Source organism: Azonexus sp. (assembly GCF_041909095.1).
In the GTDB taxonomy this organism is placed as follows: Bacteria; Pseudomonadota; Gammaproteobacteria; order Burkholderiales; family Rhodocyclaceae; genus Azonexus.
The window spans coordinates 1,040,519-1,052,799 of sequence record NZ_JAYREB010000001.1 but is presented as its reverse complement, the minus strand read 5'-3'; the positions used below and the strand labels follow the sequence as shown (position 1 = coordinate 1,052,799).

12 protein-coding genes are annotated in these 12,281 nt (G+C 65.0%); 6 read left to right on the top strand and 6 right to left on the bottom strand.

Annotation, left to right across the window (positions count from 1 at the left end):
• Nucleotides 1-18: 18 nt before the first annotated feature.
• The 5 genes from ACE3OV_RS05010 to ACE3OV_RS04990 form a co-directional block, all read right to left on the bottom strand.
• Nucleotides 19-747 (bottom strand): amino acid ABC transporter ATP-binding protein, encoded by a 729-nt coding sequence (locus tag ACE3OV_RS05010; RefSeq protein ID WP_374325647.1) that lies wholly within the window; start codon nucleotides 745-747, stop codon nucleotides 19-21.
• Nucleotides 748-770: 23 nt separating this feature from the next.
• Nucleotides 771-1,454 carry a glutamate/aspartate ABC transporter permease GltK gene (gene gltK, locus ACE3OV_RS05005; RefSeq protein ID WP_374325645.1) on the bottom strand — a complete coding sequence of 228 codons (684 nt, stop codon included), beginning with the start codon at nucleotides 1,452-1,454 and terminating at the stop codon, nucleotides 771-773.
• Complete coding sequence (locus tag ACE3OV_RS05000; protein ID WP_374325643.1) at nucleotides 1,455-2,192, bottom strand: amino acid ABC transporter permease; 738 nt, start codon at nucleotides 2,190-2,192, stop codon at nucleotides 1,455-1,457.
• 58 nt (nucleotides 2,193-2,250) lie between these two features.
• Nucleotides 2,251-3,315 (bottom strand): asparaginase, encoded by a 1,065-nt coding sequence (locus ACE3OV_RS04995; protein WP_374325641.1) that lies wholly within the window; start codon nucleotides 3,313-3,315, stop codon nucleotides 2,251-2,253.
• An 85-nt stretch (nucleotides 3,316-3,400) separates the two neighbouring features.
• A complete protein-coding gene (locus ACE3OV_RS04990) occupies nucleotides 3,401-4,300 on the bottom strand; it encodes a glutamate/aspartate ABC transporter substrate-binding protein (RefSeq protein WP_374325639.1) in 900 nt (299 codons plus the stop codon).
• Nucleotides 4,301-4,607: 307 nt separating this feature from the next.
• On the opposite strand from ACE3OV_RS04990, the gene ACE3OV_RS04985 reads away from it, so the two are divergent.
• Genes ACE3OV_RS04985 through ACE3OV_RS04970 form a run of 4 tightly spaced genes read left to right on the top strand, consistent with a single transcriptional unit; the run spans nucleotide 4,608 to nucleotide 8,072 of the window.
• Nucleotides 4,608-5,258, top strand: a complete 651-nt coding sequence (locus ACE3OV_RS04985) for a methyltransferase domain-containing protein (RefSeq protein ID WP_374325636.1) — start codon at nucleotides 4,608-4,610, stop codon at nucleotides 5,256-5,258.
• Nucleotides 5,258-6,151: an ROK family protein gene (locus ACE3OV_RS04980; protein WP_374325634.1), complete on the top strand. Its 894-nt coding sequence runs from the start codon at nucleotides 5,258-5,260 to the stop codon at nucleotides 6,149-6,151. The genes ACE3OV_RS04985 and ACE3OV_RS04980 overlap by 1 nt, the downstream gene beginning before the upstream one ends.
• Nucleotides 6,152-6,162: 11 nt before the next feature.
• Entirely contained in the window at nucleotides 6,163-6,864 is a 702-nt protein-coding gene (locus ACE3OV_RS04975) for an MOSC domain-containing protein (RefSeq protein ID WP_374325632.1), read from the top strand.
• A gap of 17 nt (nucleotides 6,865-6,881) precedes the next feature.
• Nucleotides 6,882-8,072 carry a nitrate/nitrite transporter gene (locus ACE3OV_RS04970; RefSeq protein ID WP_374325630.1) on the top strand — a complete coding sequence of 397 codons (1,191 nt, stop codon included), beginning with the start codon at nucleotides 6,882-6,884 and terminating at the stop codon, nucleotides 8,070-8,072.
• On the opposite strand, the gene ACE3OV_RS04965 is transcribed toward ACE3OV_RS04970, so the two are convergent.
• Entirely contained in the window at nucleotides 8,016-8,999 is a 984-nt protein-coding gene (locus ACE3OV_RS04965) for a hypothetical protein (protein ID WP_374325628.1), read from the bottom strand. The two genes, ACE3OV_RS04970 and ACE3OV_RS04965, sit on opposite strands and share 57 nt — an antisense overlap.
• A 134-nt stretch (nucleotides 9,000-9,133) precedes the next feature.
• On the opposite strand from ACE3OV_RS04965, the gene ACE3OV_RS04960 reads away from it, so the two are divergent.
• Nucleotides 9,134-9,973: a phosphate/phosphite/phosphonate ABC transporter substrate-binding protein gene (locus ACE3OV_RS04960; RefSeq protein ID WP_374325626.1), complete on the top strand. Its 840-nt coding sequence runs from the start codon at nucleotides 9,134-9,136 to the stop codon at nucleotides 9,971-9,973.
• Nucleotides 9,970-12,276, top strand: a complete 2,307-nt coding sequence (locus ACE3OV_RS04955; protein WP_374325623.1) for a response regulator — start codon at nucleotides 9,970-9,972, stop codon at nucleotides 12,274-12,276. The genes ACE3OV_RS04960 and ACE3OV_RS04955 overlap by 4 nt, the downstream gene beginning before the upstream one ends.
• Nucleotides 12,277-12,281 lie beyond the last annotated feature (5 nt).

The following is a 12,281-nucleotide window of genomic DNA, read 5'->3' as shown; positions in this document are numbered from 1 at the left end:
TTGGGGTTGGGGTCAGGCTCAGTGGTGCAGGATCTTGGCCAGGAACTGCTGCGCCCGTTCCGAACGCGGATTGGCGAAGAAGGCTTCCTTGCTGTCGTCCTCGACGATGCGGCCGTGGTCCATGAAGATGACCCGGTTGGCAACGCGCTTGGCGAAGCCCATTTCGTGCGTGACGCACATCATGGTCATGCCTTCCTGGGCCAGTTCGGTCATCACGTCGAGCACTTCATTGACCATTTCCGGGTCAAGCGCCGAGGTCGGTTCGTCGAACAGCATGCAGATCGGGTCCATCGCCAGCGCCCGGGCGATCGCCACCCGCTGCTGCTGGCCGCCAGACAGCTGGCCGGGGAACTTGTGGGCATGTGCCTTGAGGCCGACCCGGTCGAGCAGCTTCAAGCCCTTGTCGATGGCCTCGTCCTGCTTGCGGCCGAGCACCTTGACCTGGGCGATAGCCAGGTTCTGGGTGATGCTCATGTGCGGGAACAGTTCGAAGTTCTGGAAGACCATACCGACGTGGGCACGCAGCTTGGACAGCTTGGTCTTCGGATCGCCGACCGAGGTGCCGTTGACGATGATCTCGCCCGACTGGAAGGGTTCGAGGCCATTGACGCATTTGATCAGCGTCGATTTGCCGGAACCCGAGGGGCCGCAGACGACGATCACCTCGCCCTTGCTGACCGTGGTGCTGCAGTCCTTGAGCACGTCGAAGGTGCCGTAGTTCTTGCTGACATGGGAAATCTGGATCATGACAATCTCCTGGAAACGCGGCCTCAGGCCGGTTGGTATTTTTTCTGCAGATGCTTGACCAGCATCGACGCGGCAAAGCAGAGGACGAAATAGACGAGACCGGCGAACAGCAGCAGTTCGACCAGCCGTCCGTCGCGATCGCCGACCTTGTAGGCGGCACCGAAGAAGTCGGCCAGCGCGGACACGTAAACCAGCGAGGTGTCCTGGAACAGGATGATGGCCTGGGTCAGCAGCAGCGGCACCATGTTGCGGAAGGCCTGCGGCAGGATCACCAGGCGCATCGCCTGACCATAAGTCATGCCCAGCGCCTGGCAGGCAGCCATCTGCCCCTTCGGCACCGACTGGATGCCGGCACGGATGATCTCCGAGTAGTAGGCTGACTCAAACAAGGCAAAGCCGATCATCGCCGAGGCCAGACGCAGGTCGGTATTGGGCGGCAGGCCGAAGAGGTCGGCGATGAAGCGCGGCACGATCAGGAAGAACCAGAGCAGCACCATGACCAGCGGTATGGCGCGGAACAGGTTCACGTAGCCGGCGGCAAACAGCGACAGCGGCTTGATCGAAGACAAGCGCATCATCGCCAGCAGGGTGCCCCAGACGATGCCGACAACAATGGCGGTCAAGGTGATTTCCAGCGATACCGCCATGCCGTCCCAAAGTATCGGCAAGGCGCCGGGGATCGAAGACCAGTCGAATTCGTAAACCATTTACTTGCCCCCCATGTAGCCCGGCACGCGGACCTTGTCTTCCAGCTTCTTCATCAGCGTCATGACGATGACGTTGATCGCCACATAGGCCACGGTGACGGCGATGAAGGATTCGTAGGGTTGCGCCGTGTAATCGACCAGTTGGCGCCCCTGGGCGGCCAGTTCGAGCAGGCCGATGGTTGAGCAGACGGCGGAATTCTTGAAGATGTTGAGAAATTCCGAGGTCAGCGGCGGCATGATCAGGCGGAAAGCCATCGGCAACAGCACGTGGCGATACACCTGCGGCAGCGTGAAACCGAGCGCCAGGCCGGCGTTCTTCTGGCCGCGCGGCAGCGAGTTGATGCCCGAGCGCACCTGCTCGGCCACCCGGGCACTGGTAAACAGCGCCAGGCACAGCATCGCCGCCAGGAACTGCTGCAACACCGGATGCGACTGCTTGTAGGCGTCGCCCAGGCTCTGCGGCACCAGTTCCGGCATCACGAAATACCAGATGAACAGTTGCACCAGCAGGGGGATGTTGCGAAAGAGTTCGACGTAAGCAGTAGCGAGCCCGCTCAGCAGCTTGTTCGGGACGGTACGCAAGACACCGACAACGGCACCGAGCAGCAGCGCGATGACCCAGGCGCTGAGCGAGAGCATCAAGGTCATCTGCAGGCCGGCAAACATCCAGCCAAGGTAGGTCGTGTCACCGACCACGGTGGTTTGCAGGAAGATGGACCAGTTCCATTGGTAATTCATGAGGAACTCCTGAAAAGGTGATTGAGGGCGACCGGAGCCGGCCGCCCGCGTGCCGGGATCAGTATTCCCAGAAAATGCGCTGCAGTTCCTTGCTGTCGCCGGTCTTGGTCAGGGCGACGGTGGCCAGGATGCGGGCCTTCTGCGGGTTGAGGTCGTGGGCGACGACCCAGTCGTACTGGTCATCCGGCTGCTCGGCGTTGCGCAGGACGAAGCCGCCGGCATTGACGTGCGACGAACGGATGATGTGCACGCCCTGTCCACGCAGTTCGCGCAGCGCCGGAACGACGTTCTTGGCCACCGAACCGTTGCCGGTACCGGCGTGGATGATCGCCTTGGCACCGCTGGCGGCGAGCGCCTTGTAGGCGGTGTCGGCGACGTTGCCGTGACCGTAGGCGATGCCGACTGCCGGCAGGCTGTCGATCTTGTCGATGTCGAACTCGGAGTTCACGGTGTGGCGCTTGGCCGGCAGGCGGAACCAGTAGTTCTTGCCTTCGACGATCATGCCCAGCGGACCCCAGGGGCTCTTGAAGGCGCCGGTCTGGATGTTGATCATCTTGGACACATCGCGCCCGCTGTTCAATTCGTCGTTCATCGCCACCAGCACGCCCTTGCCGCGTGCATCCTTGGCTGCGGCAGCGGCGACGGCGTTGTACAGGTTGAGCATGCCGTCGGCCGACATCGCGGTGCCCGGACGCATCGAACCGACGAGGACAATCGGCTTGTCGCTCTTGATCACCAGATTCAGGAAGTAGGCGGTTTCTTCCAGCGTGTCGGTGCCGTGGGTGATGACGATGCCGTCAACGTCGGCCTGCTTGGTCAGCGCCGAAACACGCTTGCCGAGCGTCAGCAGATGCTCGTTGGTGAAGCTTTCGGAAGCGATCTGGAATACCTGCTCGCCGCGCACGGCAGCAACCTTGGCGAGTTCCGGAACGCCGGCGATCAGCTTGTCGACCGGCACTTTCGCTGCCTGGTAGGTGGCGCTGTTGGTGGCTTCCGCACCGGCACCGGCAATGGTGCCGCCAGTGGCGAGGATGACGACGTTGGGTTGGGCGGCCATGACCGCCAGCGAGGCGGCGCAACCGGCGGCGAAGACCGCGCAACGGGTGAAAATTCGCTTGAACATGATGAACTCCTCTGTTTTTTAGGGATGAGCCGGGCCTGGCACCTCACTCGGGAGGTGCCGGCAGCACAGCAAATGATTTGGGGAATTACTCGAAGGCTTTGTCGTTCGGCGCCTTGTACAGGGCCTTCATTTCAGCCGACAGCGGCATGTTCAGGTTCAGGCCCTTGGGCGGGATCGGGTTCATGAACCACTTGTTGTAGATCTTCTCGGCGTCGCCGGAAGTCATCGCCTTGGTCAGCGCCGCATCGACCACCTTCTTGAACTCGGCGTCGTCCTTGCGCAGCATGCAGCCGTAAGCTTCCTTCGACTGCGCCGTGCCGACCACCGCCCAGTCGCCCGGCTTCTTGGCCTTGGCCATTTCGCCGTAGAGCAGCGCGTCATCCATCATGAAGGCGACGGCACGGCCAGTTTCCAGGGTCAGGAAGCTTTCGCCGTGATCCTTGGCCGAGATGACGTTCATCTTCATCTGCTTTTCTTCGTTCATCTTGCGGATCAGGCGCTCCGACGTCGTACCGGCAGTGGTGACGACGTTCTTGCCGGCGAGGTCGGCGAAGTCGTTGATGCCGGAGGTCTTCTTGGTCATCAGGCGGGTGCCGATGACGAAGATGGTGGTCGAGAAGCCAACCTGCTTCTGGCGCTCAAGATTGTTGGTGGTCGAACCGCACTCGATGTCGACGGTACCGTTCTGCAGCAGCGTGATGCGGTTGGCCGAAGTGACCGGCATCAGCTTGGTGTCGAGCTTGGCCAGCTTCAGTTCGCTCTTGACCGCATCGACGACCTTGAGCATCAGTTCATGCGAATAACCGATGACCTGTTGCTTGTCGTCGTAATAGGAGAACGGGATCGAGGATTCGCGGTGACCGAGCGTGATGCTGCCGGTGTCCTTGATCTTCTTCAGCGTTGAGGCTTCCTGAGCGACCGCCGGGGTGACGGCAGCGGTGGAAAACACGGCGGCGAGAGCGGCAGCGAGGGCGATACGTTTCATGTCTTCTCCTGATGAGTGAGGAAGCCCCGAGCGGGCTTCGACAGCCAATGCATCGCAAGCCATGTGCCAGGCAAAAGCAAGCGGCGCGGCTGCGATAAGTCATTGATTCCCTTCGGCACAAGCGGCCCGACGAGAGCGAGGGCCAACGGATTTCCGATATTCCGGCCGGCCAAGCCCTCGGTTTTCCGACACCGCGGTCAGCTTCGCGCAGCCGGAACGCCCCGTCAATTGCGGACTTCCCCAAGGGGAACACCCGGTTGTCAGGGGTCGTCCAGCTCGTGCACAATGGCTGGGAGGGGGAGACACCATGAACAAGAATCTGCAAGCCAGTCCCTGGGCAGAGGAAAACGACCCGATCCAGCAACTGGCACTGGAAGAGTGCGTCAAGCGCCAGCGCTTCGACAACGCGGTTTCCGTGCTCGTCATGCCGGCCGGCGGCGCCAAGCTGGCGACCCGCTTCGCGGCGCTCGGCGCGCAGGTCACGCTGGCCGACCAGGCCAGCCGCCGGCAGGAAATCGAAGGGCGCGTCCTGGCTGCCGGCTATCCAGACCACATCCGCTTCGCCGCCACCGAACTACCGGCCCCGCCCACGCAGGATGACGCTGCCCCCTACGACATCATCGTTTTCCGCCATGGTCTCTGCCATCTGCCTTACGCTCGCGGCAAGCAGCTGATCCAGCAGTTGATGCAGCAATTGAAAATCGGCGGCAAGCTCTACCTTTCCATCATGGGCCTGCATTCGGAGCTGGGGGAAGACTACGCCGGGCGCGAACAGTCGATCTACGAACGCTGGAGCAAACTTTCTCCGAGCATGGCACGCAAGTACGAGATGCCGGACGCGGTCTGTCTCTATTCGGAACGCGACCTCTTCCTGCTACTACTCGAATCCGGCGCCAGCGTGCTGCGCACGCTGACCACCACCTGGGGCAACGTCAAGGGCGTCGCCGTGCGCGTCTGATGCGCCTGGGCATTGACCTCGGCGGCAGCAAGATCGAGATCGTCGCCCTCGCCACCGACGGCAGTGAGCGCCTGCGCCGCCGGGTGCCAACCCCGCAGGGCGATTACCGGGGTACCTTGCAGGCGATCGCCGGCCTGGTCGCCGGCGCCGAAAACGAAACCGGCGACCACGGCAGCGTCGGCATCGGCATCCCCGGCGCCGAATCGCTGCTCGACGGGCGGATCAAGAACGCCAACTCGACCTGCCTCAACGGCCAGTCGCTGCGCGATGACCTGCAGATGCTGCTGCAGCGGGAAATCCGTCTGGCCAACGATGCCAACTGCTTCGCCCTGTCGGAAGCGATCGACGGCGCCGGGCGCGGCGCCCGTTGCGTCTTCGGCGTCATCCTCGGCACCGGCGTCGGCGGCGGCATCGTCATTGATGGCAAGGTCCTGATCGGCGCCAATGCGATCGCCGGCGAGTGGGGGCACAACCCGCTGCCGCCGGCGGCAGACGATCCCCTGCCCGCGCTGCCCTGCTACTGCGGTCGCCAGGGCTGCATCGAGACCTGGCTGTCCGGCCCCGGCCTCGCTGCCGACCACCGCCGGAGCAGCGGCAGCGACCTGAGCGCGGTGCAGATCGCCGAACACGCAGCCGCCGGCGACAGCGCCTGCGCGGCGACGCTGGACCGCCACCTGGCCCGCCTCGGCCGCGCCCTGGCCGGCGTCATCAACCTCCTCGATCCGGAAGTCATCGTTCTCGGCGGCGGCCTCTCCAACATCCGGCAACTTTACCGGCGCCTGCCAGAGGCCTGCCTGCCCTACGTCTTTTCCGACAGTTGCCGAACCCGCTTCCTGCCGGCCGTGCATGGCGACTCGTCCGGCGTACGGGGCGCGGCCTGGCTGTGGGACTGACGGCATCCGGCATGGCACGAGTCTCCCTCTTCGTCGGCGGCATCCGGCCGCTGCCCGGATCCGGTCGTCCGACCGGCATTTACAAGCTACCGGCCAGCGGCCCGCTCGAACTCGGCATCAATGGTTTCACCACTGACCAGCAGGCCGACCTGCGCGTGCACGGTGGCCCGGAAAAAGCCGTCCACCTCTACCCGACGGCGCATTACGCGCGCCTTGCCGCGCGCTTCCCGGAAATCGCCAGCCAGCTAGTTCCCGGCAGCCTCGGCGAGAACCTGGCGACGCCCGATCTCGACGAAGACAGCGTGCGCGTCGGTGACATCTGGCGGCTCGGCAGCGCCCGCCTGCAGGTCTGCCAGCCGCGCAGTCCCTGCTGGAAGATCGACGAACGCTTCGCCACCGATGGCATGGCGCAATTCATCGCCGAGCAGCGGCTGAACGGCTGGTACTGGCGGGTCGTCACTCCCGGCACGGTCGCCCCCGGCGAGCCGCTGCTGCTGGAAGAAGCCGCCAGCGCGATGACGCTGGGCGAAGCACTGCGGCTGTGCCAGACGCACCGCCCGCCGCTCGCCGAACTCGACCACCTGGCAACGACACCGGGCATCGCCAGCCACTGGCGGCAGAAGATCGTCCAGCGCACCGACTGGCTGCGACGCCACCCCGATACACCCGCCCCGGCCCCGCTCGGGTTCCATGTGAAACCGCCACAACCGTGACCCCTCCCAACAATCTGATGCGGCGCCTTTTCCTGCCGTTTGCCGCCGGCTACTTCCTGTCCTACCTCTACCGCACGGTGAATGCCGTGCTCGGCCCGGTAATCGCTGGCGAACTGGCCCTGCCCGACAATGCACTGGGCCTGCTCACCAGCACCTACTTCCTCGCCTTCGGCGCTGCCCAGCTACCGCTCGGCATGCTGCTCGACCGTTTCGGGCCGCGCCGCGTCGAAGCCGCGCTGCTCGTCGTCGCCGCTGCCGGTGCCGCGCTGTTCGCCAGCGCCGACGGCCTCGGCGGGCTGACCGTCGGCCGTGCCCTGATCGGCCTCGGCGTCTCGGCCTGCCTGATGGCCTCGTTCAAGGCCTTCACGCAATGGTTTCCGCCCGAGCGCCAGGCCTCGTTGACCGGCTGGATCATGGCCTCCGGCGGCATGGGCGCGCTGGCGGCGAGCAAGCCGCTGGAACTGGCGCTCGGCGTCACCGGCTGGCGCGAAATCGTCCTCGCCCTCGCCGCGCTGACACTGGCGGTCGCCGCCCTGATCTGGCGCAGCGTTCCGGAGCGCCCGGCGGAGGCCGGCGGCAGCGGCTTCGCCGAGCAACTGGCCGGGGTCCGGGAAATCTTCGCCAGCCGGCATTTCTGGCGCTACGCGCCGATGGGCTGTTTTTTCACCGGCGGCTTCATGGCCGTGCAAGGCCTCTGGGCCTCGCGCTGGATGAACGTCACCGAGGGGCTGGCCGCCGCCGCCGTCGCCGACCGGCTGACCTGGATGGGCCTGGCCATGCTCGGCGGCTTCCTGTTCATGGGCTTCTTCGCCAGCACCCTGGTGCGCCGTGGCGTGCCGCTGGCGACGCTGTTTCGCGGCGCGATGCTCGCCGCCTTTGCCGCCTTCGCGCTGATCTGCAGTTTTCCGCAAGCGGGCGGCGGCCTGCTCTGGCCGCTGCTCGGCGCCTGCTTCTCGCTCTCCAACATCGCCTATTCGCTGGTCGCCCAGGCCTTCCCGAGCCGGCTTTCCGGACGCGCCAACACGGCGCTGAACCTGCTCGTCTTCGCCGGCGCCTTCGGCCTGCAGTGGGGCATCGGCGGCCTGGTCGACGCGCTGCAGGCGGGCGGCATGCCTGCCGTCACCGCCTACCGCAGCGCCTTCTTCGGCCTGCTAGGCCTGCAGGCCATGTCGCTGGGCAGCTTCCTCTGGCTCGGCCGGCGCCGCTGAGGTCGCCAGGTCGACCTGCTGCATGATCCCCGCCCGGCCGCTTTCCATCAGGTAGACCCCGGCCGCGCGAATCTGTCCGAGCAGGACGTTGTCCGGCGACTTGAGCGAGAACGGCGCCGCCACCGCCCCCGTATGCAGGGCACCGACACCCGCCGCAGTCAGCGATTCGAAGCGCTCGCCCGACCACAGGGCAAGCTTGTCGAACGCGGCATCGCCCTCGTCGATCCAGCCGTTGCCGTCGAGGTCATGGCTCGCCAGTTCGGCAAAGCCATCGCCGCTGCTGGCGCCGAACAGCTCGCTGCCGTCGTCGGCCCGCCCATTGCCGTTGCGGTCGAAGACCAGGAAGCAGTTGCCGGCGCCCAGCTCGGGCAGGTATTCGACCTTGCCGTCGCAGTCGAGGTCGAAGCTGAAGCGCTGTTCCGACAACTCGCAGGACTGGCCGGAGAAATTCAGCACCAGCGGATCGCGCAGGCGGACGCTGCCGCTTTCCGAAAGGACGCTGGTTTTCCCGTAATGGCGCGACATCTCGAGTGAGAGGTCGAAAGCCAGTTCGCGGCCGTCACAGGTATTGACCGTGCCGCTCGCACAGACCTGGGTACGCTCGCTTTCCTCGACCCGTTCGCTGATCGTGCTCTGCCAGGCGAATTCGCGTCCCGTCCGGGCTTCCTCGGCGGTCGCCGGCAACGGCACCCAGGCGGCATCGTCCTGCCGGCATTGCCGGCCATCCATTGCCGCAAAGATCGCCCCGACCAGCGCGTCAAGCAGGCGCTGGACCCGCTTGCGCAGCTCGGCAAGGTTTTCGTCGTCACTCGCCGCCATACTCTCGAACAACTGCCGGAAACCGCTCTGCGAGGCGACCTCGAGCCGTCGCTCGTAACTGGCTTCGTGGCTTGCCGTCAGCTTGACGGTAGACGTTTCGATTTTCATGACCACCCTCCTGGCTGTGTTTGGGTGACCACACTTGCAAAGGGCGTGCCGGATACCGGCGAAAGTCCGATGGACACTCCTCGCCGACAGACGGAGAATCGGCAGTGAATCGCTCTCACCTTGAGGCAGCAGCCATGAAACCCTTCAGCCTCCGGATCATCCGGCAAATTTTTCTGGCAGCCTGCGTGCTGCTCGGCACCCTCCTCCCCGCCGCCGCCGAGGAAAGCTATACCTTCTCGGTCGTGCCGCAGTTCGAGCGGCGCATGTTGTTCAGCATCTGGCAACCCATCGTCGATCAGCTGGAAAAGCGCACCGCCCTGCAGCTGCATCTGGTCACCTCGCTGTCGGTCAGCGATTACGAGAGCGACGTGCAGAAGGGACAGTACGACTTCATCTACCTCAATCCCTACATGATGCCGGTGGTCGCCGAAACGCCCGGCTACATTCCGCTGGTGCGCGATGCCCGGCCGATCCACGGCATCCTGGTGGTGCGCAAGGACAGTCCACTGCAGAAAGTCAGCGATCTGCAGGGCAAAACGCTGGCCGTGCCGTCGATGACCGCGCTCGGCGCCAGCCTGCTGCTGCGCGCCGAGCTCGACCGGCAGTTCGGCGTCAAAACCCAGGTCATCATCGCCAAGACCCACAGTTCGGTCTTCCTGCACGTCATCAACGGCTTCGCCGATGCCGGCGGTTCGGTCCAGAAGACGCTGGGCGAACAGGATGCCCGGATTCAGGGGGCCCTGCGCGTCCTGCACCGTACCGCGCCGATGCCCTCGCATCCGCTCGCCGCACACCGGCGGGTGCCCGCCGAAGTCCGGGAAAAAATCCGCCAGGCCTTCATCGAACTGGCCAGCACCAACGAAGGCCGGGCCCTGCTCGAGAAAGTGCCGATGCAGTCGCCGGTCGCCGCGCAGATTGCCGATTACGACGTGCTCAAGTCGCTGCAGCTGAATAATTACCTGGAACAACCGTGATCGACCGCCTGTCGCTGCGCTGGAAGCTGCTGCTGCCGCTGTTGCTGGTGGCGCTGGCAGTCGCCCTGCTGATGGACCGCTTCTGGCTGCAGCGCAGCCTGGCCAACGTCGAGCAGACCCAGTTGCAATCGGCACAGCGCCATCTCGACAGCATCGGCGAAAGCCTGTTGCCGCTGGTCATGGGTCAGCAGCTCGACATCATCAACGAGAATCTCGACCGCCTGCTGGAAAAGAACCCGGACTGGGTGTCGATCAGCCTGATCGACAGCAATGGGCGGCAGCTCTATCCGCTGCTGATCGAGCGCGACGAAGCGCTGCGCGAAATTGGCGGCGACCTGCGTCGCCTGTCGCAACCGCTGAACTTTGCCGGTCGCCAGCTCGCCCGCATCGACGCCCTCTACGACCTGGCGCCGCAGATGAACCTGCAGCGCCGCGAACACCGGACGATGAGCGCGATCCTGCTGGCGCTGCTGGGCGGCTGCGTGCTGTTGCTGTGGATTCTGGTCGAACGGGTGGTACACCGGCCGTTGCGCCGCCTCTCGGAAGCCGCCGCCGAACTCGCCCGGCGCAATTACGCGGCGGCGCTGCCGCTTGCCGGCGATGACGACCTCGGCCAACTGATCGAGGCTTTCGAGCGCATGCGCCGCGAGTTGCAGAGCCACCATGCCGCCCTCGACCGCGAAATCGCCGAACGCCGGCAGGCCGAGGAAGGCCTGCGCCTGTTTTCGCTGGCCGTCGAGCAAAGCCCGGCCAGCATCCTGATTACCGATACCGAATCGCGCATCGAGTACGTCAACGCCTCTTTCGTCCACAACACCGGTTTCCGGCGCGATGAAGTGCTGGGCGAAAACCCGCGCCTGCTGCATTCCGGCAAGACCGCCCCGGAAACCTACGGCAGCCTGCGCCGGGCACTGGCCCATGGCGAAACCTGGTCGGGGGAATTCCATAACCGGCGCAAGGACGGCAGCGAATACATCCAGGCGGCAATCATCACGCCGTTGCGCGAACCGGACGGCCGGATCAGCCACTACGTCGCGGTACAGGAAGACGTCACCGAGAAGAAACGGCTGGCCGCCGAGCTGGACAGCTATCGCCTCCACCTGGAAGAGCAGGTCGCCGTGCGCACCCGCGAACTGGGCGAAGCCAAGGCCGCCGCTGAGAAGGCCAACCAGGCAAAAAGCGCCTTCCTCGCCAACATGAGCCACGAAATCCGCACCCCGCTCAACGCCATCGGCGGCATGACCCACCTGATCCGCCGCGGCGGCCTGCCGCCGGAACAGCTCGAGCGCCTCGACAAGCTCGACGCCGCCAGCCATCACCTGCTGGAAACCATCAACACCGTACTCGATCTGTCGAAGATCGAAGCCGGCAAGCTGATGCTCGAGGAAATCGTCTTCAACCCGGTCAGCCTGCTCGAAAATGTCCGCTCGATGCTGCTGGAAAAGGCAGAGAGCAAAAATCTGGCCTTCACCATCGAACGCACCCCACTGCCGGAACGCCTCCTTGGCGACCCGACCCGGCTGCAGCAGTGCCTGCTCAATTACGCCAGCAACGCGATCAAGTTCACCGAAAAAGGCAGCGTCGCCCTGCGCGCCGACCTGATCGACCAGGGCGACCACAGCGTCCTGCTGCGCTTCGCGGTCAGCGACTCCGGTATCGGCATCCCGGTCGAAGCCCAAAGCCGGCTGTTTTCTGCCTTCGAACAGGCCGACACTTCGACCACCCGGCGCTTCGGCGGCACCGGCCTGGGACTGGCGATCACTGCCAAGATCGCCGCAGCGATGGGCGGTTCGGTAGGCCTCGACAGCGCCCCCGGCAAAGGCAGCAGCTTCTGGTTCACCGCCCGCCTGCGCCAGGCGCCCGAAATGGGCAGCACCGCAAGCGACAGCAGCGGCGAGCCGGAGGAAACACTGCGCCAGCGCTGCCGCGACTGCCGCGTCCTGCTGGTCGAGGACGAGCCGGTCAACCGCGAGATCGCCCTCGAACTGCTCGCCGACACTGGCCTGAGCGCCGATTTCGCCGAAGACGGCGCGCAGGCGGTGGCCATGGTCAGCGCCCGGGATTACGACCTGGTCCTGATGGACATGCAGATGCCGCGCCTGGACGGTCTCGAGGCGACGCGCCGCATCCGCCGCCTGCCCGGCCGGGAAAAGCTGCCGATCGTGGCGATGACGGCGAACGCCTTCGCCGAGGACAGGGCTAATTGTTTCGCGGCCGGCATGAACGACTTCGCCAGCAAACCGATCGACCCCGAACTGCTCTACCGCCTGTTGCTCAAGTGGCTGCCGCCGCGCCACAGCTGAACGAC

What these genes read in the sequence shown, in the direction of transcription:
- ACE3OV_RS05010 (WP_374325647.1), bottom strand. Translation starts at nt 747, where the DNA reads ATGATCCAGATTTCCCATGTCAGCAAGAACTACGGCACCTTCGACGTG.
- gltK (WP_374325645.1), bottom strand. Translation starts at nt 1,454, where the DNA reads ATGGTTTACGAATTCGACTGGTCTTCGATCCCCGGCGCCTTGCCGATA.
- ACE3OV_RS05000 (WP_374325643.1), bottom strand. Translation starts at nt 2,192, where the DNA reads ATGAATTACCAATGGAACTGGTCCATCTTCCTGCAAACCACCGTGGTC.
- ACE3OV_RS04995 (WP_374325641.1), bottom strand. Translation starts at nt 3,315, where the DNA reads ATGTTCAAGCGAATTTTCACCCGTTGCGCGGTCTTCGCCGCCGGTTGC.
- ACE3OV_RS04990 (WP_374325639.1), bottom strand. Translation starts at nt 4,300, where the DNA reads ATGAAACGTATCGCCCTCGCTGCCGCTCTCGCCGCCGTGTTTTCCACC.
- ACE3OV_RS04985 (WP_374325636.1), top strand. Translation starts at nt 4,608, where the DNA reads ATGAACAAGAATCTGCAAGCCAGTCCCTGGGCAGAGGAAAACGACCCG.
- ACE3OV_RS04980 (WP_374325634.1), top strand. Translation starts at nt 5,258, where the DNA reads ATGCGCCTGGGCATTGACCTCGGCGGCAGCAAGATCGAGATCGTCGCC.
- ACE3OV_RS04975 (WP_374325632.1), top strand. Translation starts at nt 6,163, where the DNA reads ATGGCACGAGTCTCCCTCTTCGTCGGCGGCATCCGGCCGCTGCCCGGA.
- ACE3OV_RS04970 (WP_374325630.1), top strand. Translation starts at nt 6,882, where the DNA reads ATGCGGCGCCTTTTCCTGCCGTTTGCCGCCGGCTACTTCCTGTCCTAC.
- ACE3OV_RS04965 (WP_374325628.1), bottom strand. Translation starts at nt 8,999, where the DNA reads ATGAAAATCGAAACGTCTACCGTCAAGCTGACGGCAAGCCACGAAGCC.
- ACE3OV_RS04960 (WP_374325626.1), top strand. Translation starts at nt 9,134, where the DNA reads ATGAAACCCTTCAGCCTCCGGATCATCCGGCAAATTTTTCTGGCAGCC.